Genomic DNA, 23,194 nt, shown 5'->3' on the forward strand with positions numbered 1-23,194 from the left:
TTTTTAAAAAATCCCATTAATCAATGACTATAAAAAGATTTACCTTTCAGAGCTGCATTATTTGATTAAAACTTGACGAAAAAACCCTCAAAGTGTAAAGTAGAATAGCCAACTATTTTGCACTCGCGAGGGTTTATTTTATGATAACATTAATGGGAAAAAAAGTATCTGAAGGTATTGCCATCGGCAAGCTTTCGTTCTTTAAAAGAACAACGAAGGAAATCCGTCAGATCAATGTAAAAGACGTAGAAAAAGAAGTGACACGTCTTTTGAAAGCGAAAGAAAAGACGCAGCTAGAACTAAAAGAGCTATTTGAAGTTGCCTCTAAAGAAGTAGGAGAGGCAAATGCAGCCGTTTTTGAGGTTCAGCAGAAAATATTGGCGAATGACGAATATAACCGATTGATTAATGCCATTATTTTGGAAGAAAAATTGAATGCGGAGTATGCGGTGATAACGGGTACAGAGGAGTTCCTTAAAAGTAGTACGGTTGCCGAGGACCCGGATATCAACAATCATCATGAAGATGTAAAGGATGTATCTTCTAGAATAATCAGGGTGCTCACCCGTAGCTGGAAAGATAAGCTTCTAGTGGACGATCCTTTTGTATTAGCGGCCGATGAACTATATCCTAGTGAGGCTATGCAGTTTGATAAGGCAAAAGTGCTAGGGTTTGTAACGAAATACGGGACCATCAATTCGCATACGGCGATTCTAGCAAGAACGAAAGGGATTCCTTCCATTATCGGTTTGGGAGAAGCTCTTAAAGAGGATTATCAAGGAAAGACCATTATCCTTGATGGCTTTGAGGGTAAGGTGTATATTGAGCCAGATTATACGACCTTGACCAAAATGCAGAATAAAAAGGATGCTAATTTAGTCAAGCTAAAGAATCTTGAGCGTCTGAAAGGGAAAGAGAATATTACTCAGTCCGGTCGCCGTATTGACGTCTGTGCTAATATCGGAACAGCAGAGGATATCGACAATGTACTGCGAAGTGATGCTGGTGGAATCGGTCTATTTCGAACAGAGTACCTCTTTATGGATCCTAGCGGGCGGACGCCGACGGAAGAGGATCAGTTCCAGGTATATAGACGAGCGGCAGAGACGATGGGTGCCCAACCAGTGGCCATTCGAGTGGCTGACTTAGGCGATGACAAACAACCCACGTGTATGGATTTATCTGAAGATTCAGGGTTTGGTTACCGAGGTATTCGCGTGCTCTTAGATAAAGAAGAGATGCTGATGACTCAGCTGCGAGCAATCTTAAGGGCCTCAGCGTATGGTAATGTGAAGATTGTCTTTCCCCTAATTACTTCGGAAGAAGAGGTGGGGCTCTTAAAGCAGTACGTAGAAAAGGCCAAAGAAGCTCTCGATTATGACAAGGTGGATTATAATAAGAAGATTCAGCTAGGCGCCATGATAGAAACACCGGCGGCAGTTATGCTAAGCGGTGAGTTAGCGAGAGAGCTTGATTTCTTTAGTATTGGTACCAATGATCTGACCCAGTTTACGCTAGCAGTTAGCCGGGACAATCAGAAAGCAGCCGGTTATTACCAGCAAAATCACCCGGCACTTCTTAAGATGATTCGGATTGTTGCGAACAACATTCACCTAGAAGGGAAACGAATCAGTATCTGTGGCGATATGGCTGCGGATTTGGAGATGACCGAATTTTTCATTAAGATTGGTATTCACGAGCTTTCGGTGGCACCACCGTCAGTTCTTGGGCTACGAAAGAAAATTAGAGAAATACAGTAATCACACTACAAGGAAAGAATGAGGAGACGAACATGTTAGAAAAGCTTTTTAAACTGAAAGAGCACAACACGGATGTGAAAACAGAGGTAATGGCAGGTATTACTACCTTCATGACCATGGCCTATATCTTGGCCGTTAACCCGAATATTATGGGTGCTGCAGGCATGGATGTAGGTGCCGTCTTTACATCAACAGCCATTGCGGCAGCAATCGGAACTTTATTGATGGCAATTTTCGCGAACTATCCATTTGCCCTAGCGCCAGGTATGGGACTTAATGCTTATTTTGCTTATACAGTGGTTTTAGGGATGGGGTATACCTGGGAGATGGCTTTAGCAGCGGTATTTGTTGAAGGTATTATCTTTATTCTGCTATCACTGACTAATGTGCGGGAAGCGATTTTTAATGCAATTCCCCGTAACCTAAAGTCGGCAGTATCTGTTGGTATTGGTCTATTTATCGCCTTTATCGGTCTCCAGAACGCCAAAATCGTAATTGGCGGTGCCACCTTAGTGGAACTCTTTAGCCTTGAGGGATTTAATGCGGCTAACGGCGTTGAAGCTACGTTTAAAGATGCGGGGATTACAGTTGTCTTAGCGATTATCGGCGTGATCATTACCGCTGTTTTAGTAGTAAAGAACGTCAAAGGTAACATTCTCTGGGGAATTCTTATTACCTGGCTTTTAGGAATCGTATGTCAGGTGTCAGGAATCTACGTACCAAATGTGGAAGCAGGTTTCTATTCCTTATTACCAGATTTTAGCAATGGTATCTCTGTTCCTAGTATTGCTCCAATCTTTGGAAAGCTAGACTTTAGCCGAGTGTTCTCCGGACAGTTCCTAATCGTTGTCTTCGCTTTCTTATTTGTAGATATGTTTGATACCATCGGTACGTTAATCGGGGTGTCTACGAAGGCAAATATGCTCGATGAAGACGGAAAGTTACCGAAGATTAAAGGTGCTCTTTTATCAGATGCTGTTGCAACGACAGCAGGATCTGTCCTTGGTGTATCAACAGTAACTACTTACGTAGAAAGTGCCTCAGGCGTATCAGAAGGTGGACGTACAGGTTTGACCGCGGTAACAACGGCTGTACTATTTGGTCTAGCGTTACTATTGTCACCGATATTCTTAGCAATCCCTGCCTTTGCGACAGCACCAGCTCTTATCATCGTTGGTTTCTACATGCTGACTAATATCGTGAATATTGACTTTGAGGATCTTGCTGAAGCGATTCCATGTTATATCTGTATCGCGGCGATGCCATTCTTTTATAGTATCTCTGAAGGTATCTCAATGGGCGTTGTCACTTATGCAGCACTTAACTTATTTACTGGTAAGTACAAAGAGAAGAAGCTTAGTATCTTGATGTATGTACTGGCGGTACTATTTATTCTAAAATATATATTCCTATAGAATCAAAAGGGGACACACTTTTTTTCAGATGGGGACGGAGTTTTTTTGAAAAAAACTCCGTCCCCATCTGATGAGATATGGAAGGGAGCAGATAATTGATTTACTTACTAAACATACTTAAAGGCATGGTCATGGGACTTGCGATGTTGATTCCAGGAGTTAGCGGCGGGACGATGGCGGTGATTATGGGGATTTTTGATCCTCTGATAAATGCAGTAGGCTCGTTCTTTAAAGAACCGAAGAAATCCTTGAAGATTCTAATTCCGATTGCCATCGGTGGAGGCCTAGGAATCTTGGTTTTTTCCATGCCGATTGAATGGCTATTAGAGAATCTTTACGCACCAACGGTATTTCTTTTTATCGGTGCGGTGTTAGGCGGTATTCCTCCTATTTATAAAGAGACGGGAATTACGACAAAAAATGTAAATATTAAGAAGATTCTTTTGTTTGCAGTTGGTGTTTTCGTGGTCTTTGCCCTTGATAACCTCCCGGCCGGAACCTTTTCTATCTCTACGGATAATGTGGTGATGAACTGGATTGTCCTAGCGGTTGCCGGCGCGATTTCTTCGATTGCGCTAGTCTTACCAGGCATTAGCGGTTCCTATATGCTACTCCTTTTAGGGCTCTATAAGACAGTGCTAGCCACGATTAATAACCGAGACTTTATTCAGCTGATTCCCTTTGCGCTAGGAGCTTGTGTGGGGGTAATCTTGATAGCGAAGCTTTTACAATTCTTCTTAAAGAAATATCGCCAGAGTACGTTTACGGTTATCTTAGGCTTTGTGGTTGCCTCAATTTTCCAGCTAAATCCTGGTCTGCCGGCGAACTTTAAAGAAGTGATTCTTTCTATAATCTTGTTCTTTGCCGGCTTTATCGCGATTTTATATATGTCTAGATTAGAAGAAAAAATTGAAAAATAGTATTATAAAAAGGAGCTGTTGCAAGCTAGCCGGTGAAGACCAACTGGAGCAACAGCTCCTTTTAATGATGAATTATATTTTCGGCGTGCCTAATGCGCTCAATGACGGGGATAGCTTCTGGACTTAGGAAATATTCATAAGTTGATTTGGGGACAAGGGAGCGCAGACGGTCAAAGTCGCCATCTTTAATAGCAACGCGAATGGTTGAAGCACTGATAATCTCTGATCCCGCAGTGATGCGAGGTATCTCGGTGCAGCAGATTCCCGACTCAGGTAGTTTTTGCTTCATCGTCTCATTATATAGATTGGTAACGTGACTGTTTGGTTCGTGGCCGACGTAACGTTTTTGTATTCCTAGCGCGTTTGCTATTTGGACAAAGAGAGTAAGATCAAGGAGAGCATGACCTTTTGCGATATCATCATGATCCTTTTGAAAATAGCTGGGAAAAGTAGCACTGCTAATCATATACGAACCGGTTTCGTGATAACAAATATTACTTAAATGAGTCGTGCCAGAGATCACTAGCTGTTTCCGCACAGAAAAGGGGATTAGGCTAGAATCCTCGCTGACGATAAATAGGTGGAGGATGTCATTTTCAGCTGCTGCTTTTTCGATCAGATGCAGATGTCCCAAAGAGAACGGGTTGGCATTCATTACGATAGCAGCAATTTTATGAGCATTTACTTTTTCCTTTGCGAGAGTCTCTAGGTAGTCGGAAAAGCCGGTTCTATTATTTTCCATAAAGACCAGATGTCCGGGAATTTCAATAATTCTATAAAAACCTAAATCTTCAAAGAACTTGGCAGAATCACACTTTGTATAGAGAAAAAGATGGGTGTTACCACGAGAGAATTGATGCCCAATCAGGTGTGTTACGATTTCATTCATGAGACCTTCGCCTTGATGGTCGCTACTTACAGCGAGACAGCGCAGGGTATTTCCAAAACAACTGCCGGTAGCTAGAGCGTTACCGAGTTCATCGAAGATGCCACAGGTATAATCCAGATTAGCATCTCGGCGAATACCCTCATTTAGGAGGAGTTGATTAACTTGGTCGTGGGCTCTTAAATCATAAGAATGCACTTCTGAAACAAAATAGTTTGACATTGATACTCTCCTTTACTATGCTTAATTATAGCGATGATTGGCATGGAAGTAAATATAAAACTATTTGTAGATGGAACGATTTTGAGAGGAGATGAGTGGTATGGCGATGGAGAAATTAAAACGAGGTGAAGAGTTTCTTTATCTTAATGACAAGGAATGTGGTCTCACCGGACTTACCGTAGACATTGGCATGGAGGATATTAAAGAGGCGAGCGCAAGGCTTAGTCGTTTTGCCCCTTTTATTGCTAAGGTGTTTCCAGAGACGGCAGCTGCGGCGGGGATTATTGAGTCAGAATTAATGGCAATACCCGAGATGAAAGTCGCGCTTACGAATGCCTATGGGGAGGTTGCCCCGGGGACGTTACTGTTAAAGATGGATAGCCATTTGCCGATTGCTGGTTCGATTAAGGCTCGTGGCGGTATTTACGAGGTGCTAAAGCATGCCGAAGAAATCGCTCTTGAAAGGGGACTCATTCATCCCGGCGATCATTACGAAAAGCTAGCAGAGGCGGAAGCCAGAGAGCTTTTCTCGAAGTATAAAATACAAGTAGGCTCCACGGGAAATCTCGGACTTAGTATTGGCATCGCTTCGGCTGCGGTTGGCTTTAAGGTAATTGTTCACATGTCAGCGGATGCGAGACAGTGGAAGAAGGATTTGTTACGCTCTCATGGGGTAGAGGTGATTGAATATCAGGACGATTATTCGAAAGCAGTGGAAGAGGGCCGCAAGCTTTCTGATGAGGATCCAACTAGCTATTTTATCGATGATGAGAACTCTAAAGACCTATTTATGGGGTACGCCGTGGCCGCTCTTAGATTAGGGACGCAGCTTGAAGAGCAAAAGATAAAAGTAGATGGTGAGCATCCGCTGTTTGTCTATCTTCCCTGCGGTGTGGGTGGCGCGCCCGGCGGAATTACCTTTGGCCTAAAGGAGATCTTCGGTGAGCACGTCCATTGCTTCTTTATTGAACCAATAGCCGCTCCTTGTATGACTTTAGGAATGGCAAGCGGTTTGCATAATGAGATTTCCGTTAAGGATATCGGCCTCTCTGGCCAGACTCATGCCGATGGCCTAGCCGTAGGAAGAGCGTCAGGCTTTGTGGGCAAGGTAATGGAGCCGCTGTTGGCAGGGTGCTTTACCATGGCAGATGGCTCTCTTTATGACTATATGCGCTTACTTTTAAGTAGCGAAGAGGTGTTTATTGAACCTAGTGCTGCCGCTAGCTTTGAAGGAGTTGTTAAGTTCTGTAAGTATCCAGAGATGAAGACGTATCTTCAAAAGCATAATTTAGAAGATAAAATGGATAACGCCAGTCACATCGCTTGGGCAACAGGAGGAGTTTTGGTGCCGGCGGAGATCCAGGAAGAGTATATTAGAACGAAAATTTAGGTTAGAAAAAGGGCGGATCACATTTTAGATTTACGTGATCTACCCTTTTTTCGCGAAGCGTGATGCTTCCAGTTATTCTCCTCTATCGTAGTTTATTATCTTATAGAACATTTTCTTGATTTCTCTAGGTTTATCTGTCTGTCCGAGAATCCACATGATTTTGGCGACAATGGCCTCGGTGGTCATATTGCCAGCTTCTAAGACACCCTCTAGCGCGGTGTACTTATTGCCGACCTCGTAGCGGGATAGATCGAGACCCTCTTCCGGCACTTGGGTAGTGAGGATAATGGTCTTGCCTTTGGCGATAAAATCGCGGATGGCCGTCTCGAAGGAGTGGCCGTCGTATTCGGGGATGCCGCCGATACCGAAGGTTTCTAGGATTAGGGCGTCAACGTCTTGTTCAAAGGCCTTGAAGATATTCGGCGAAAGTCCAGGGCTAAGCTTTAAAACGGCGACCCGGTCACACATTTTATCGTAACTTAGAAGCTCTCCTTCTAAAGCTTCAGGGTCCTTTACTCTTCTGAGAATACGGTTTTCGATAAAGTGGGCCAGGGGTGTAAAGTTCATGCTTTCAAAAGCATTGTAGCTTCTAGTTCGTTGCTTTTTGACCCGAGTACCAGCGATCACCTGATTATTAAAGACGATAGATACGTTGCAGGAATACTTATCGAGGGCGTAGAGAACACTTTGATAAATATTCAACTTAGCGTCGGTAAAAGGGTTGCTAATCGGCTTTTGTGAGCCAGTTAAGACAATCGGCTTGGGGCTATTCTGGATTAAATAGGAAAGAGCGGCAGCCGTATAGGCCATCGTGTCTGTTCCGTGGAGGATGACAAAGCCGTCATAACCGTCGTATTCTTCTAAAATAGTATCGGCAATCTTAAGCCAATTTTCCGGTGCCATGTTGGTCGAGTCGATATTCATTAGTTGGAGGACACTTAGATTACAGAGGTGATCCACCTCTGGGACTTTCGCGAGAATCAAATCCCCAGTTAACGCTGGCGTAAGTCCGTTACCTCCTTCTGAGCTGGCAACAGTCCCACCTGTTGCGATAAATAAAATGTTTTTGTTAGTTTCTCTTTTAGTATTCATATCGTCAATATAACATATTAAACTGGAAAAACAAAGGGATTTACGTTATACTTGTGCAAGAGAAAAGGAAGGTAAGATTATGCATATTGAAATTGACACTCATACCCATACACTTGCCAGCGGTCACGCCTACAGTAGTATGCGGGAAATGGCGGCTGCGGCGAAGAGAAATGGCTTAAAAGGCATTGCGATAACAGACCATGCTCCCCAGATGCCAGGCGGACCGCATTTGTTTTATTTTCAGAATTTAAAGGTGGTTCCGGAAATGATGGAAGGCGTTCTTGTTCTGAAAGGTGTGGAGCTAAATATTATGGATTCAGCAGGAACCCTGGACTTAGATAACAATCTGCTTAAAACGCTAGATATCCGGATTGCCAGCATGCACGTTCCCTGCTACAACGGGGAGTTATCCAAAGAGGTAATTACTGATACGTATATTAAAGTTATGAATAATCCAGAGGTAGATATTATCGGTCATCCCGATGACAGTCGGTTTCCCATTGATTATCTTCGTTTAGCTCTAGCAGCGAAAGAGACGGGGACCCTCTTAGAAGTAAATAATAGCTCTCTTGATCCGCGGAGCTTTAGAGAAAACGGGCAAGAGAATATTACGACACTTTTAAAAGCGTGTATGGAGGTTGGCGCGATGATAACCGTAGGTACCGATGCCCATATGGACGTCGATGCCGGTATCAATAATCATGCTCTAAAAAAGCTGGAAGAAGTGGGATTTCCTGAAGAATTAGTGGCAAATAGTTCGCTGGATAAGTTGCTCCTGCGGCTTAAGAAAAATAATAGACTTTAACATTTTAGTGTGTTAAAATACAGAGGTATAATGATCACGCAAGAAGGGACAAAGATATGAGCAAAAAAATTAAAACGGAGTCAGTAGACTACCTCTTTGAAGCGATTTTAAGCTTACAGAGTAAAGAAGAGTGTTATACCTTCTTTGAAGACATCTGTACAGTGAATGAACTGCTTTCCCTGTCGCAACGATTCGAAGTTGCCAAGATGCTGAGAGAAGAACGGACCTATTTGGAAATTGCCGAAAAGACTGGGGCTTCAACAGCGACGATTAGTCGAGTGAATCGTTCACTTAACTATGGTAACGATGGGTATGATATGGTTTTTGAACGAATTGAAAAAAAATAAAACTTCCTGCGGGAAGTTTTATTTTTTTTCCTCTTCTTCTGTTATCTGGTCAATCAACTTTTCAATGAGATATTTCTTCATGTAGACATCAAAGGATAAGTTAGCAATAATCGTAAAAAGCTCTAGGGAAGCATGTTTCTCTTCGTCTAGATTAAGTTCCTTAAGAGCCTCTTCACCGGCTGTAAAACTTTTGTTTAAGTCGTCTCTTAAGGTGGTCATCTGCTCCTTAGCCTGATAGCGAATCTGCTCATAAATAGCTTCTAAGCTGATTTGCTCGTCGTTAGCAAAGTATTGCTGAGCCAGTGGCTTAAGGATACTTTCAATATCTTTAATAGAGAGGACGTTCTTAAGGTAGTAGATTAAGGTTAAGACCATCATATGGTCCTTTGAATATTTCTTTTTAACAGGTGGAGGCAAGAGGTTATTCTTGGCATAATTATTAATCATGGTCTTTGTCAGCACCTTGTCCTCGGGACTACGCTTAGTGCTTCCCAGGTGAGCGTCCATAAAGGTGGTGACTTGATCCATATACAAGTCAATTTCGGGAATATCGTCAGCCTTTATATAGCTCATGGAATCGAGATCTTGGAGAAGGGCATTTAGCGCTTCTTTCGTGAATTTCGTCATTTATTTCTCCTGAATTACTGAATTATGTGATAGGATTTGCCAGGTTCCAAAGTAATATTTTTGGCTTTTGCCATTTCGTTAATGGTAACTAGCTGATACCCCTGGGCATAGAGACCAAGGATAATTGGTTCGACGGATTCAGCAGTAGATTTATGAATGTCGTGTAAAAGGATGATATGTCCGTCGCCGGCCCCTTGTAAGGTGGCAGCTACGTTAGCATCCTTATTTTTGGTCTCCCAGTCTCTTGTGTCGATGGTCCAAAAGATGGCTGGTAGGGTCATATTGGCACTGACCTTCCCATTGATTGCGCCGTAAGGCACCCGAGCGACCGTTGCAGGACTGCCTGCCACATCTGTTAAAAGTTGATTTGTTTGATTAAATTGGGTGCGAATACTCTCGGGACTTTCTTTCGTTAGGTTGGGGTGACCATAAGAGTGATTTCCTAGTTCGCAACCGATTTCTAGCATACGTCCGGGAATATCAGGATGATTCGGAATTTGTGTGCCTAGCATAAAGAAGGTGGCGTGGGCGTTGTACTTTTCTAATGTATCAAGAATTCCCGCTGTCTCACTACCGGGACCATCATCAAAGGTTAAGGCAATCATGGGGCGAGCAGGATCGAGCGGCAACAGTTCGCCGCGCTTCTCAAAGGCACCTTTTTTATTAAAATGCATCATATTACGGCCAATAGGTACATCACCAGTGACCATATAGCCATTGCTATCAAAGTAGTAAAGTTGACCCTGAGAATTAAGGTATTGATTGGCAAGATAAGTACCGTCTTCTAAAAGGAAACGCTTACCCTTATCATCGCTTTGCCACTTACCACGAGAATTGAGAACGGTTACATGTCCCTTTTCTGTCTTTAATTCTATCTTCCCCTGATACTGATTTTTTAAAAGATTTTTAAAATCCTCGGTAAACTTAACGTGAATGGGGTACTTGTTATCTACATTTGTGTCGCCTTCGAAGACGAGTTCGTAATGTTTACCTTTTTTTAAATCAGACAACAAGGAGGAGAGGGTATATCCATTTTCGCCAAGGGCTCTTTTCTTTCGTTTTCCTGCATAAGTTATGTTGGCAGAAAGCTTTGGCAGAGCTTCCCCTTGATTGATCTCTACATTTCTAGGGCGAATTACAATTAGTTCTGGTTTGTTGTAGTTAAGATAAAGAAAACTAATAAGCAAAAAAAGTAACACACCACTAACGGATACAATTATTCGCCGCTGTAAGCGTCGCTTTTTTTTGCGCTTCATATGTGCTTTTAAATTCTGTTTTCTTCTCGTGCTCATATCATCCCCCGTCGCAGATTTCTTAGGTAATTATACCATCTCCGGGAGCTTCTGAAAAGGAAGACCTTGCCCTTGGAAGTAAAAAAAACTATAATGTAAAAAGAGCAAACAAAGAGGTGGAATAAAAGGTGGAATGTATGGAAGCGAAATTATTGTGTTTTAATCTTGCGGGAACGGAAAAAGGGGAGAAACTGGAGCGTATTTTTACTTTCCTTGGTTATCAAGTGGTGTACGTGGAGAAGGAAAAGTACGGACAGACTTTAGAGAGGCTGATTGGATTAGCTGAGGTAGAAGAAAGTTCGACTATAAACGGCGATATTTCGGAGGAGATGCTGGTGATTCACGCGAGCCCCGAAATGGATTTGGATCAAGCTCTCTTTTTAATGAAAGAAGAAGGGGTGCAAGTCGCCTTAAAAGCGATGACGACGCCTAATAATCTTAGCTGGACAGCAGCCGAGTTATTTCAGGAAATTAGCAAAGAGCGGGAAATGATCAAGCAGATGAATGCAAATCGAAAGGGAAAGAAAGAGGAATAATCATTGAGTATCTATGACACACTGAATAAAGAACAAAAGGAAGCTTGCTTTTGTACAGAAGGCCCGCTTCTTATTTTGGCCGGGGCTGGTTCGGGAAAGACGAGAGTATTAACCCACCGAATCGCCTATTTAATTGCGGAGAAAGGGGTTAATCCGTACAACGTGCTGGCCATCACGTTTACCAATAAAGCCGCTGGCGAAATGCGCGAACGAGTGGATGATCTAGTAGGTTACGGCTCGGAAAGCATCTGGGTATCCACCTTTCACTCTATGTGTGTGCGAATCTTGCGTCGACACATAGATCTTTTAGGGTACGATACAAACTTTACCATTTACGATAGCGATGATCAGAAAACATTGGTGCGCGAGGTGTGTAAAAAGCTGAATATCGACACCAAGGTCTATAAAGAGCGGGCGATTATATCGGCTATTAGTAGTGCGAAAAACGAAATGGTGACTGTCACCAAGATGAAGAAGCAGGCGGAAGGTGATTTTTCAAGAAAGCGGATAGCAGATGCTTATGAAGAGTACGAAAAGCAGCTAAAGGCCAATAATGCGTTAGATTTTGATGACCTTTTGTTTCGCACAGTGGAGCTTTTTAAATTTAATCAAGACGTTCTTGAGTATTACCAGAATCGCTTTTTATATATTATGGTAGATGAATACCAGGATACCAACTCTGTGCAGTTTGAGCTTATTCGTCTCCTGGCAGACAAAAACCGCAATCTCTGCGTGGTTGGTGATGACGACCAGTCAATTTATAAGTTTCGCGGAGCAAATATAAAGAATATCCTAGATTTTGAAAAGGTATATGAAGACGCTACAGTGATTAAGCTAGAGCGCAATTATCGCTCGACCAAGACCATACTTAATGCGGCAAATGCGGTTATCAGTAATAATTATGGGAGAAAAGATAAGACGCTATGGACAGACAATGATGAGGGCGAGAAGATACGCCTTCGTAGCTTCGATAATGCGTATGAAGAAGCCGAGTTTGTGGTAGATGATATTGTTACCGTTCAAGAAGCGGGGGAATACGGATATAAGGATTCAGCGATACTTTATCGTACCAATGCCCAGTCTAGACAGTTTGAAGAGCGCTTTGTTAACCGGGGCATTCCTTATAAGATTGTGGGCGGTGTTAACTTCTATTCGCGAAAAGAGGTCAAAGATATTCTCGCCTATTTAAAGACGATTGATAATGGTCGTGACGATTTGGCCGTGCGGCGAATTATCAATGTGCCGCGAAGAGGAATTGGTTTAACTAGCATTAATCGGGTAACGAACTACGCCACCGCGAAGGAGATGAGCTTCTACGAGGCCTTACGAGTTGTGGATTTGATTCCCGATATCGGACGAGGAGTTGGTAAGCTAGAATCTTTTACAGCACTAATCGAGAAACTAAAAAGTGTCCAAGAAGAGATGGGACTCTTAGACTTCGTGCGTTTTGTGGTTGACGAGACCGGCTATATGGAAGCTCTTGCCTTAGAGGGCACGGAAGAGGCCAAAGGGCGAATGGAAAACGTGGAAGAGCTAATTACGAAAGCTGCTGACTTTGAAGAAGGAAAAGCGGCGACAGGGGAACCGGCAAGTCTTAGTGATTTCCTTGAAGAGGTAGCCTTAGTAGCCGATATAGATAGCTTAGATGAAACCATGGATTATGTAGTCCTGATGACGCTTCATAGTGCGAAGGGACTGGAATTTCCCAACGTCTATCTAACGGGCATGGAAGACGGTGTCTTCCCTAGCTACATGACGTTAATGGACGAAGACAAAAGCGGAATTGAAGAGGAGCGGCGCTTGGCTTATGTAGGTATTACGAGAGCGGAAGAGCGTTTGACGCTTACGTATGCTAAAAAGCGCATGGTAAACGGCGAAACGAGATACTCGAAGATGTCCATGTTTTTAAAAGAATTGCCAATGGATTTATTAGATAGTGGCCGTCATTTTGAGAAAAGCAAGCCAGAAAAGGAAAATACGTATTTCCAGGCGAAGCAGACCTTTAAGCAAAAAGCTTTCAACGCCACGCCCCTTAGAAACTTTGGCAGTGCTAGCGAAGAGAGCGACGGCTTAGAGTACGGTGAGGGTGACCGGGTCAGGCACCGCAAATACGGAGATGGTATCGTGAAGAACTTAGTTCGCGGTGGTCGCGACTACGAGGTGACGGTGGAGTTCGACCGCGTAGGGCAGAAGAAGATGTTCGCCGGGTTCGCTGGATTAGTGAAAATTTGATGAGAATTTTATAAACATATAGAAATAAATAAAAGCAAATGCTATAATGGAAAACATAAAAGACGAAAGGACGTGATTGCATGAGTAAGATAGAAGACTTTATTGCAGAAAGCAAATTGAATGAACTCATTCGTAAAAAAGACAGTGAGGATAAGACTGGCAGAACTATTTTATGGATTTTGGCTATTGTGGGGGCAGTCGTAGCGATCGCCGGTATTGCGTATGCAGTGTATACGTTCTTTGCTCCAGATTATTTGGAAGATTTCGAAGAAGACTTTGATGACGACTTCGATGATGACTTTTTCAAAGAGGAAGAGCCACAAGCAGCAAAATAGTAAAATGAGAAAATGATAGCAAAACAGGTAGCGCTCATAAGGCATACCTGTTTTTCTATGTGAGGGATAAGATGAAGAAAAAAGCAATTTATGAAGGTGTCGTAGAGCGGGTGGATTTTCCCAATAAAAGCGTAGTTAACGTATCAGATGAAGAAGAACAAGCGTTAGTAAAAGGCGGAATTCCCGGACAAAAGATTCGCTTTCAGGTGACGAAGAAGCGTAGTGGTCGCGCCGTAGGGCGTCTCCTTGAAGTGGTGGAGAAAAGTCCGGTAGAAATACCACCTACTTGCGTTCATTTTGGCCGCTGTGGTGGCTGCGCTTACCAGAATCTAGCCTATGAGACTCAGCTGGCTTTAAAGGAAGAGCAAGTTAAGCGTCTGCTGAGCCCAGTACTAACAGGCACAGAGGAGTTTTTGCCGATTAAGGGCAGTCCCATTGCTTCGGAATACCGTAACAAGATGGAGTTTTCCTTTGGCGATGAAGTAAAGAATGGTCCACTGGCTTTAGGGATGCATAAGAAAGGAAGCTTTCACGATATCGTGAATGTGCCAGAGTGCCAGCTAGTGGATGGCGACTTTCGCAAAATCCTAAGCGCTATCCTTACTTATTTCACGAGAGAGAATGTGCCTTTCTATCATAAGATGAGCCACGAAGGCTATTTGCGCCATTTATTAGTTCGCAAAGGGAAGAAAACCGGAGAAATCTTGGTAGACCTAATTACCACCTCGGCCTTGGCAAGAAAGGAAGAGGACTTTAAAGAGGTTCTGCTTAGTTTAGATCTGGAAGGGAAAATCGTGGGCATCTTGCATACTCATAACGATGCGCTTGGAGACGTAGTTAAGGACGAAGGGACGACCATTCTCTACGGACAAGATTATTTCTTTGAAGAACTGCTTGGTCTACGCTTTAAAATATCACCGTTTTCCTTCTTTCAAACGAATTCGTTAGGCGCTGAGGTCTTATACGAGACGACCCGGGAATTTATTGGTGAGACTAAAGATAAGGTAATCTTCGACCTCTATAGTGGTACAGGAACCATTGCCCAGTTGCTCGCTCCCGTTGCGACAAAAGTGGTGGGTGTAGAAATTGTCGAGGAAGCAGTGGTGGCAGCTACAGAGAACGCCAAGTTAAATAATCTCGATAACTGTGAATTTATCGCAGGTGATGTTCTAAAAGTTATTGATGAACTTAAGGATAAACCGGATTTAATTGTCCTCGACCCACCAAGGGATGGTATTCATCCAAAAGCCTTAGAGAAAATAATTAATTTCGGAGTAAATAGAATAGTTTACGTAAGCTGTAAGCCTACTAGCTTAGCTAGGGATTTAGAAGTACTGCTAGCTAGAGGATACGAGGTGGAGAAGGTCTGTCCTATCGATCAGTTCCCTAGCACCGTTCATGTTGAGAACGTAACACTGCTCACTAGGAGTGAAATGACGAAGGGGAGCATTTAGCGCTGACCGCGTGATAGATGTCCAAGAGAACAAGCCGAAGACGTAGTTCAATTGGAGACAGGGAACTACGGAGAAAGGCGGCCTTGCAAAAAAAGGAGCAGATGATTATGCCAAAAAAGAAAAAAGATGAAATAACTATCCGCTCAAGTGCGGCTGAATACCTAACCTATATCGCTTCTGTTGGTGATAATCCTGACAGTATGGAAATGCGTTATGAAGACGAGAATATTTGGCTAACGCAAAAGATGATGGCAACGCTTTATGATGTTGAGGTTAACACAATTAACTACCACATTAAAAAGATTTTTAGCGACTCAGAGTTGCAAGAGGGCTCAGTTATTCGAAAATTTCGAATAACTGCTGATGATGGTAAGAACTATAATACAAATCACTATTCACTCGAAAATACTTTAGTAGCCTTTAGATTTATGGCCGCTGAAGTATTTTTCTTGTGTCAATATTATCAATATGATAATATTGTGCATATGAAAGTGAGGTGTAGTATCATGAACCAAAAATTTATGGACGCCCTGATGAACCCTGTTTTGTGCAAACTCATTATGGATGTAAATTCTTGCGGTAAAATGACTGCCAAGCAACTTGCACAGAGTCATCCCGACATTGCCCAGGCGACCCTCTACCGTCATCTCAAGCGCCTAACCACAGACGGGATAATTAAGGTCGTGGCAGAAAATCGTGTGCGGGGAACGGTAGAGCGAACCTATGCACTTGCCGTTGATTTTGCTTCGGATATTAATGGTATTGTGGAGAGCAATTCAGGTGAAGCGTACTTGGCGATGTTCATGCAGTATATTGCCGGACTGGCAAAACTTTTTGAGGTCTACTGTAAGCGGGATGATATTGACATTAAGGGCGATATCAGTGCCTATAATGCCATACCGTTCTATGCAACAGATGAGGAACTTATGCGGACACTTCGCCAAATGGAGGGGATTTTGGCTGACCTGTTGAAAAACAAGCCCTCCAAGGATAGAAAGCTTAGGACGCTTGGGTTTATTCTTACCCCACCTGAGGATGAAAAAGATAAAACGTCAAATTAAGGGCGCTCAGCATAGGAGGACGCTATGATTACTGTTGAAAAGCTGGACTTCAGCTATACAAATAATCCATTTATCGAAAACATGAGTTTTCACGTAGCGAGAGGCGAAATATTTGGATTCCTCGGCCCGTCTGGGGCAGGCAAAACAACGCTCCAAAAAATATTGACCGGCCTAATAACAACTTATAATGGCAGCGCAACACTTAATGGTGTTGAATGCAAAACACATAAGCAATCTTTCTACGAAAGCATTGGTGTTGATTTTGAATACTCAACCCTATATGAAAAATTGACCGCACGCCAAAATCTACAATTCTTTGGTTCCTTATATGCAAAGCCGTCCCGCAACATTGATATGCTATTGGAGTTCGTGGGGCTTCACAATGATGCTGAAAAAAAGGTATCAGACTATTCTAAAGGAATGCGGTCGAGGCTGAATTTTATCAAAGCTCTATTACATGACCCCGAGGTTTTATTTCTTGATGAACCAACAAGCGGACTTGACCCTACCAATAGCCGCATAATGAAAGACTTAATATTGAAGGAAAAGAAAAATGGCAAGACCATTCTACTCACAACTCATAATATGCAGGATGCCACTGAGCTTTGCGATCGAGTTGCTTTCATTGTTGATGGCCATGTTAAGGCTATGGACACGCCCCATAATTTGATTATGCGGAAAGGAGCAGCAACCATAAAGTACACATTCCACGATAGTACCAAAGAGCACACAGGGGAATGCCCTTTGGCACAGACATCAACGGACAGCAGATTAATGGAGCTGCTACAAAGCAATCGCATACAGTCTATTCACAGCAGCGAACCTACGCTTAATGACATTTTCATGGAGATTACTGGGAGGACGCTAAAATGAGATTTATAAAGCTCCTGCTTGGGGATATACGATTTCAAATGAAGTATGGCTTCTACTTGCTCTATCTGACTTTCTCAGCCGTATATATAATGTTGTTACTGGTTTTTCCTGAAACATGGCGGGAAAAAGCGGTAAGTTTGATGATTTATTCCGATCCGGCAGCTCTTGGACTGTTTTTTATGGGGGCGATTGTGTTATTGGAAAAGAGTGAGCGAGTATTAAATGCGCTGGCGGTATCCCCTGTAACGACGATAGAATACATTTTATCAAAAGTGCTTTCCCTTGCCGCTATATCCATATTGGTTTCTCTAGTATTGGCAGTAGTGGCGGGTAGCAATAATATCCCCATGCTCTTGCTATCCGTTGCCTTAACTTCTGGCATTTTTACGCTGCTGGGACTGATTGTAGCGACAAAGATAAATAGCCTGAATGGATATTTGATGGCAACGGTACCCTTGGAAATTTTGTGTGTTGTGCCGCCGCTCATTTATCTTTTTTGTCCGACAAAGCTATTGCGTTTTTTTCCGCTGTGCAGCAGCATGGTCTTAATCACAGGAAGTGTGCACAGTGCAGGATATGACATAGCTATCCTTGGGCTTGTATTTGCACTCTTACTTGTCCTTGCTTATAGTTCGACGGAGAAAATGTGGAAAAGACTTGGGGGTGTTACACTATGAAAGCAATGTTACTCAGTTTTTTTCAAATGTTCAGGCAGATGAAAAAAGACGCTATGCTCTTAGCTATTGCCTTTGTGCCGGTTTTGGTGGGAGCACTGTTTCGCTTTGGGATTCCCTTTGCCGAAACACAGCTTATTAACTATCTGGAAGTAGAACAAATTATATCTCCATACTATGGATTACTGGATTTGTTCTTAGTTATGCTCACTCCGTCAATGTACAGTTTTATTGTCGCAATGGTGGTTCTAGAGGAGGCTGACGAACGGCTAATATCCTATTTAGCAGTAACACCATTGGGGAAAAAAGGATATTTATTATCACGATTTGGCATGACGGGAATTATTTCGTTGTTTATGAGCGTCGTCGTAGTTACGTTTTTTCATCTTGCCTCCATGAATGCGGCAATGCTAATTGTATTAGTAATCGTTAGCACAGTACAAGGTATTTGCTCAGCGTTGTTAATCGTGGCATTTTCCGCAAATAAAGTCGAGGGGATGGCAGTGGGGAAGTTCACAATGCTGTTTACGCTCGGAGCATTAGCACCATTTTTCATAAGCGGGAAAGCTCAGTACCTCTTTTCGGCACTTCCGTCGTACTGGTTGGCAAAAGCTGTCAAGGAAAGCAACTATACTTTTACAGGAATTGGTTTATTGGTAACTGCTGTTTGGATTTTGCTCCTGGTAAAGCGATTTGAAAAAAAACTCTAGCATGGAAAGGAGTAAATATGAATAAAGAAGAATTACACAGTATAATTTCTAATAATCAAAGCAATATATGCCAGATTGTTGCATATAAAGATAGTGAAAAAATATATAGTGACGAGTGGAATGGTTACAAAGTGGATGATTGCACCCATGTTATGTCTGCAACAAAAAGCGTATTTTCTCTGCTGATTGGCATAGCATTTGCTTACCAAGAGAGCTCCCTACAAATGCAAGGGTGATCCTTGGACGAAAGTTTGTAGCAGTGAGGACTGGACGAAAACATCATTGGACTTATTGGGTGGACGAAAAGGGATATCAAACGATTTTAATTATCAAACGGTTTACTCTGCCTAAATAAAGGGAATTTAGGTGGTAAGCAAATTGTTTCTTCGAAATGGATTGATGAAATGACGGCTCCTGTTTTGGTGGAAAGCGATAAATTCAGAAATATGATGTATGGCTATTTGTGGTGGATTGTTAACGAGAAGAAGAAAATATATGCCGCTATAGGTAATAGTGGAAATGTAATTTATGTTGATTCTACAAATAGTATTGTAGTTGCCGTTACTTCTTATTTTAAACCAACGGTATTTGATCGAGTAGATTTTATAGAGGCAGTAATTAAATCATACATATTAGAGAAGCATACATGTATGGATGGTTAGGATAAAAGTGGAGACATAAATTTGAAACTATTAATTATTGAAGATACAAAGGAACTTGCAAAGACAATGAAAGCAGGACTTGAGAAGGCTGGTTTTACGGTTGACGTATCATACAATGGGTGTGATGGCGAGGAAAAGGCCTACGCAAATGAATACGATGCCATCCTCCTTGACCTAAATTTGCCAGGAAAGGACGGCATCTCGATTTTGCGATTTTTGCGTAGTGAGAACATAGGTACCCCTGTCATTATCATTACCGCTCGTGATGAAATCGAGGAACGGGCAATGGGACTTGACCTAGGGGCAGATGATTATCTGACGAAACCGTTTCAGCTCTTGGAACTTCGGGCCAGGGTTCATGCTGTCATTCGCCGCTTCCACGGGCGGACAAACCCGAATATTGCAATTGGTTTTCTGACTATCAATCCGTCAGCCAGAGTCGCCAAGATAAACGAGAAGAAGCTGAATCTGTCAGCGAAAGAGTTTGATATCTTAGAATACCTTGCCATGAATCACCCAAATGTTATATCCAGTGAAGAAATCGCAGAGCACATTTACGATGATAGCTTTGATCCCTTTTCATCTGTGCTACGTGTTCATCTCACCAGGCTTCGTAAGAAACTAGCAGATGCTGCTAGGCAAGATGTTCTCATTACCATGCGGGGAAAGGGGTATTCACTATGGGTAGACTAAGCCAAACTCATATAAGAACAGGAATTGCAATCCTTATCTATTCGCTGATAATTACAGTGTTGTTTTCCGTAGTCATGATTCTATTCCGTGACACAGCAACAAATACGGCATATAACAGTTCAGGCACTTTGTATCAGCTTTCTGATGAAGAAATTGTCGCCGCAATTATCGACAAGAATGCTGTGTCCATACAAGAGTCCCGCCTTGTGAGTACGGTGGATTATCATAGTGAGCATATTATGCAGATTTTCAGCCGCTTAATTCCCTATGCTCTGATTTTCCTTATTTTATTGTTTGCTACTTCCCTTGCATTTTGGACATTCTTGCGCCATGCCTATGACAGGCAAGCAAGCCGTCTTGCAGAAAATCTTGATTTTACCGGGGAGAGCGATTCCTCAAAAATTGAGAATCCTACGTTAGCAAGAGCCCACGGTAAGCTAAAAGCCAAATTCAGGGAGCAACTAGACGATAGCAAGCGACTCTACTCATACCTTTCCCATGAGCAGAAGAACGCACTTTCCATTCTGCGGACAAACATGGAGCTAAATGAACAATCCGAGTTTACCGCTCAGCTTGGAGATATATCCGATAGTATTGATGATGTATTAACCTTGAGCGAATCAGAGGATAGCTCGATTAAAGGTATTGTCGATGTGTCTCTTATCTGTGCTGAGGTATGTGACAAGTATAGTAAGATTGCTGGTAATATCGTTTTTGAATTTGATGAAGAGACAGAAATATGGGCTAAGCAGCGCTGGATATATCGTGCAGTATCTAATCTTTTAGACAATGCGCTCAAGTATGGCGAAAATAAGCCTATTATCGTCACCGTCAAGAACCAGCACAACAGTGTGGTTGTGAGCGTTCAGGACAATGGAATCGGTATTCCCTATGAAACGCAAGAAAAGATTTTCAGTCATAACTACCGTGTAAACGAGCTGAACCAAGACGGCTACGGAATTGGACTGAGTTTAGTGTCTCATGTTTGTGATCTTTGTTGCGGCTTCGCATTGGTGGAGAGTACCCCAGGGGAAGGTTCAACCTTTTACATCTCCTTTCCAGCTGCTTGAGTTACACCGTTAGCATTCAGTAAACATTCGTCTTGCTATACTGGACTCATCAAAGGCAAAGGAGTCGACTATGTACATATTAAAAAATGCCGTAAAGAATCTCGGCAGGAACAAAGGTAGAAACATTTTGATAGCGGTAATTATTTTCATCATCATCCTGACCACTGTGGTATCGATTGTCATCAACACCACAACGACGGAAATTATTAATGATTACAAAACAAGATTTGGAGCGGAGGTTGCCATTGACCTCGATTATGACAAGCTCGCACAGTCAGGGCAAATGGGTGTGGATGACATCACAACTAGCCAATACATTGAATTCGGCGAATCAGATTTGCTTTTAAGCAGTATCTATGAAGCCAAAATATCGGGGCAACTGATAAATATGGATGTACTTGACAAAGATTTAAGTGTGGGAAACGGTATGAGCGGTGCTTACGGTGATGGTGGTGTGGGGGGCAGCGAAAGCTCTATGCCGAATATGTCTCTGCTTGCTTCTAGCAGAGCGGACATCAGCGACGAGTTTAAGTCCGGCGCTCGTAAAATCCCAGATGGTGAGTACCCCGCAGGCGAAAATGAGTGCATGATTAGTGAGCAGCTTGCCAAGCTTAATAACCTTTCTGTTGGTGATACCATACAGCTTAAGGACATGGGGCAAAGCCCAAAGACTTACACGCTCACAATTAGCGGTATTTTCGAGGACCATACGACTGATTACCTCGACGACCAAGAACCTTTCCGCCTACCGTGGAATAACCGTCATAATGAAGTGTTCGTAAGCATTGATACCATCACGGCTATGGGTATGCTGGAAAATGACAATCGTGCGTTGACAGCCGTTTATACGCTAAAGGCCCCATCAGACCTTGAAGCGTTTAAGGCAGAACTGACAGCAAAGGGTCTGCCCAGCTATTACAAGGTAACATCCGATGAATCGGGCTACAAAACCGTGGTTGGTCCAGTGGAAGAAATGTCGAAGATTACAAACACATTTTTGATTGTTATTTTGATTTTGGGCGGAGTTATTCTCGTTGTACTCTCTACGATGGCAATTCGTGAGCGTAAATATGAGATTGGTGTTCTCCGAGCAATGGGTATGGGGAAGGTAAAGGTTGCTATAGGTTTCCTTTGTGAGTCGCTTATCATCACCAGCTTGTGTCTTATACTGGGACTTGGCGTTGGTGCGCTAGTCTCCCAGCCGGTTGCAGATACCCTTCTGGAAAGTCAGATTCAGATAGCTGAAGAAGCCGAATTTTCAGGTAATGTGCAGCAAGTGGGCGGCACCTTCAGCAATTTGAGGGAACGCCAGAGGCTGTCTGAGGTGGAAATATCCATGAGCGGTGAAGCAATTCTCACGATTGTAATTATCGCTCTTGCTCTTGGACTTGTATCAAGTCTGTCGGGTATTCTGTATATCACGAAATATGAACCAATGAAAATTCTCTCGGAAAGGAATTGACGAACATGAGTATTTTAGAGCTTAAAAGCGTTTCATATAGCTATCCTGGCACAAAAAAGCAGGTTCTTCTTGATGTGAATATCGGCTTTGAAACCGGAAAGTTATACAGCATTATGGGAAAATCAGGAGCAGGAAAAAGCACAATGCTTTCCCTAATTTCAGGACTGGATATTTGTACAGATGGCACGATTTTGTGCGACGGTGAAAGTCTTAGCGAGATGAACCGTGATGATTATCGGGCAAAAAAGATTGGTGTTATTTTTCAAGGTTACAATCTGCTTACTAATGCCACTGCCATTGAGAATATGGAGCTTTCCATGAAAATCAGTGGTTGTAAAAGTGGCAATATAAAAAAGGAAGCCTATGGGCTCCTTGAAAAAGTAGGCATAGACAAGGAAACGGCAAAACGCAAGGTACTAAAGCTCTCTGGCGGTGAGCAGCAGCGTGTGGGCATTGCCAGAGCGATTGCCCACCATCCCGATATTGTAATCGCTGACGAACCCACGGGAAACCTTGACAGCGATACCCAGGATACGATTATGAGCATCTTAACCGATCTTGCCCATAAAGAGAATAAATGCGTAATTGTTGTTACCCACTCCAAAAAGGTGGCAACCTATGCTGATGAACTATGGGGATTAAACGGCGGCAAGCTGTCGTTCCTAAAATAGAGTAT

Annotated in this window: 24 protein-coding genes; 20 read left to right on the forward strand and 4 right to left on the reverse strand. The window is 42.8% G+C overall.

Annotation, left to right across the window (positions count from 1 at the left end):
* Positions 1-140: 140 nt before the first annotated feature.
* The 3 genes from ptsP (at position 141) to NHH16_RS10780 (ending at position 4,095) form a co-directional block, all read left to right on the forward strand.
* Entirely contained in the window at positions 141-1,760 is a 1,620-nt protein-coding gene (gene ptsP, locus NHH16_RS10770) for a phosphoenolpyruvate--protein phosphotransferase (protein WP_262069612.1), read from the forward strand.
* Between the two features lie 32 nt (positions 1,761-1,792).
* A complete protein-coding gene (locus NHH16_RS10775; RefSeq protein ID WP_262069613.1) occupies positions 1,793-3,175 on the forward strand; it encodes an NCS2 family permease in 1,383 nt (460 codons plus the stop codon).
* A gap of 95 nt (positions 3,176-3,270) precedes the next feature.
* On the forward strand, positions 3,271-4,095 hold the full coding sequence (locus NHH16_RS10780) for a DUF368 domain-containing protein (RefSeq protein WP_262069614.1): 825 nt from the start codon (positions 3,271-3,273) through the stop codon (positions 4,093-4,095).
* 61 nt (positions 4,096-4,156) lie between these two features.
* On the opposite strand, the gene citC is transcribed toward NHH16_RS10780, so the two are convergent.
* Positions 4,157-5,203 (reverse strand): [citrate (pro-3S)-lyase] ligase, encoded by a 1,047-nt coding sequence (gene citC, locus NHH16_RS10785; protein WP_262069615.1) that lies wholly within the window; start codon positions 5,201-5,203, stop codon positions 4,157-4,159.
* 100 nt (positions 5,204-5,303) lie between these two features.
* Here citC and NHH16_RS10790 point away from each other — a divergent pair, with 100 nt between their 5' ends.
* Positions 5,304-6,593, forward strand: a complete 1,290-nt coding sequence (locus tag NHH16_RS10790; RefSeq protein WP_262069616.1) for a D-serine ammonia-lyase — start codon at positions 5,304-5,306, stop codon at positions 6,591-6,593.
* A 72-nt stretch (positions 6,594-6,665) separates the two neighbouring features.
* Here the strand turns inward: NHH16_RS10790 and NHH16_RS10795 are convergent, their stop codons facing one another.
* Complete coding sequence (locus tag NHH16_RS10795; RefSeq protein WP_262069617.1) at positions 6,666-7,685, reverse strand: asparaginase; 1,020 nt, start codon at positions 7,683-7,685, stop codon at positions 6,666-6,668.
* A 79-nt stretch (positions 7,686-7,764) separates the two neighbouring features.
* On the opposite strand from NHH16_RS10795, the gene NHH16_RS10800 reads away from it, so the two are divergent.
* Complete coding sequence (locus NHH16_RS10800; RefSeq protein ID WP_262069618.1) at positions 7,765-8,490, forward strand: phosphatase; 726 nt, start codon at positions 7,765-7,767, stop codon at positions 8,488-8,490.
* A 56-nt stretch (positions 8,491-8,546) separates the two neighbouring features.
* Positions 8,547-8,837: a YerC/YecD family TrpR-related protein gene (locus tag NHH16_RS10805; protein WP_262069619.1), complete on the forward strand. Its 291-nt coding sequence runs from the start codon at positions 8,547-8,549 to the stop codon at positions 8,835-8,837.
* A gap of 18 nt (positions 8,838-8,855) precedes the next feature.
* Here the strand turns inward: NHH16_RS10805 and NHH16_RS10810 are convergent, their stop codons facing one another.
* Both NHH16_RS10810 and NHH16_RS10815 read right to left on the reverse strand, forming a co-directional pair.
* Positions 8,856-9,464, reverse strand: coding sequence for a DUF1836 domain-containing protein (locus NHH16_RS10810; protein ID WP_262069620.1), 609 nt, complete (start codon positions 9,462-9,464; stop codon positions 8,856-8,858).
* 14 nt (positions 9,465-9,478) lie between these two features.
* On the reverse strand, positions 9,479-10,756 hold the full coding sequence (locus NHH16_RS10815; RefSeq protein ID WP_262069621.1) for a polysaccharide deacetylase family protein: 1,278 nt from the start codon (positions 10,754-10,756) through the stop codon (positions 9,479-9,481).
* Between the two features lie 137 nt (positions 10,757-10,893).
* Here NHH16_RS10815 and NHH16_RS10820 point away from each other — a divergent pair, with 137 nt between their 5' ends.
* The 14 genes from NHH16_RS10820 (at position 10,894) to NHH16_RS10885 (ending at position 23,189) form a co-directional block, all read left to right on the forward strand.
* The gene (locus NHH16_RS10820) at positions 10,894-11,292 is read left to right on the forward strand and encodes a DUF3783 domain-containing protein (RefSeq protein ID WP_262069622.1); all 399 of its coding nucleotides are present in this window, start codon (positions 10,894-10,896) and stop codon (positions 11,290-11,292) included.
* Between the two features lie 3 nt (positions 11,293-11,295).
* Entirely contained in the window at positions 11,296-13,524 is a 2,229-nt protein-coding gene (gene pcrA, locus NHH16_RS10825; protein ID WP_262069623.1) for a DNA helicase PcrA, read from the forward strand.
* A gap of 80 nt (positions 13,525-13,604) precedes the next feature.
* The gene (locus tag NHH16_RS10830) at positions 13,605-13,859 is read left to right on the forward strand and encodes a DUF4366 domain-containing protein (RefSeq protein ID WP_262069624.1); all 255 of its coding nucleotides are present in this window, start codon (positions 13,605-13,607) and stop codon (positions 13,857-13,859) included.
* A gap of 71 nt (positions 13,860-13,930) precedes the next feature.
* Positions 13,931-15,313, forward strand: a complete 1,383-nt coding sequence (gene rlmD / locus NHH16_RS10835; protein ID WP_262069625.1) for a 23S rRNA (uracil(1939)-C(5))-methyltransferase RlmD — start codon at positions 13,931-13,933, stop codon at positions 15,311-15,313.
* Between the two features lie 107 nt (positions 15,314-15,420).
* Positions 15,421-16,374, forward strand: coding sequence for a winged helix-turn-helix transcriptional regulator (locus tag NHH16_RS10840; RefSeq protein WP_262069626.1), 954 nt, complete (start codon positions 15,421-15,423; stop codon positions 16,372-16,374).
* Positions 16,375-16,398: 24 nt separating this feature from the next.
* The gene (locus NHH16_RS10845; RefSeq protein WP_262069627.1) at positions 16,399-17,247 is read left to right on the forward strand and encodes an ABC transporter ATP-binding protein; all 849 of its coding nucleotides are present in this window, start codon (positions 16,399-16,401) and stop codon (positions 17,245-17,247) included.
* A complete protein-coding gene (locus tag NHH16_RS10850; RefSeq protein ID WP_262069628.1) occupies positions 17,244-17,924 on the forward strand; it encodes a fluoroquinolone export ABC transporter permease subunit in 681 nt (226 codons plus the stop codon). The genes NHH16_RS10845 and NHH16_RS10850 overlap by 4 nt, the downstream gene beginning before the upstream one ends.
* A complete protein-coding gene (locus tag NHH16_RS10855; RefSeq protein ID WP_262069629.1) occupies positions 17,921-18,631 on the forward strand; it encodes an ABC transporter permease in 711 nt (236 codons plus the stop codon). The genes NHH16_RS10850 and NHH16_RS10855 overlap by 4 nt, the downstream gene beginning before the upstream one ends.
* Positions 18,632-18,648: 17 nt before the next feature.
* The gene (locus NHH16_RS10860; protein ID WP_262069630.1) at positions 18,649-18,867 is read left to right on the forward strand and encodes a hypothetical protein; all 219 of its coding nucleotides are present in this window, start codon (positions 18,649-18,651) and stop codon (positions 18,865-18,867) included.
* Between the two features lie 168 nt (positions 18,868-19,035).
* Complete coding sequence (locus NHH16_RS10865; RefSeq protein ID WP_262069631.1) at positions 19,036-19,293, forward strand: hypothetical protein; 258 nt, start codon at positions 19,036-19,038, stop codon at positions 19,291-19,293.
* A gap of 21 nt (positions 19,294-19,314) precedes the next feature.
* The gene (locus tag NHH16_RS10870; RefSeq protein ID WP_262069632.1) at positions 19,315-19,986 is read left to right on the forward strand and encodes a response regulator transcription factor; all 672 of its coding nucleotides are present in this window, start codon (positions 19,315-19,317) and stop codon (positions 19,984-19,986) included.
* The gene (locus tag NHH16_RS10875; RefSeq protein WP_262069633.1) at positions 19,974-21,056 is read left to right on the forward strand and encodes a sensor histidine kinase; all 1,083 of its coding nucleotides are present in this window, start codon (positions 19,974-19,976) and stop codon (positions 21,054-21,056) included. Before NHH16_RS10870 ends, NHH16_RS10875 begins: the two co-directional genes overlap by 13 nt.
* A 166-nt stretch (positions 21,057-21,222) precedes the next feature.
* Complete coding sequence (locus NHH16_RS10880; protein WP_330643517.1) at positions 21,223-22,518, forward strand: ABC transporter permease; 1,296 nt, start codon at positions 21,223-21,225, stop codon at positions 22,516-22,518.
* Positions 22,519-22,523: 5 nt separating this feature from the next.
* Positions 22,524-23,189 carry an ABC transporter ATP-binding protein gene (locus NHH16_RS10885; protein ID WP_262069635.1) on the forward strand — a complete coding sequence of 222 codons (666 nt, stop codon included), beginning with the start codon at positions 22,524-22,526 and terminating at the stop codon, positions 23,187-23,189.
* The last annotated feature ends 5 nt before the right edge of the window (positions 23,190-23,194 follow it).

It is taken from the genome of Ohessyouella blattaphilus (assembly GCF_024721265.1).
Classification (GTDB): domain Bacteria; phylum Bacillota; class Clostridia; order Lachnospirales; family Lachnospiraceae; genus Aequitasia; species Aequitasia blattaphilus_A.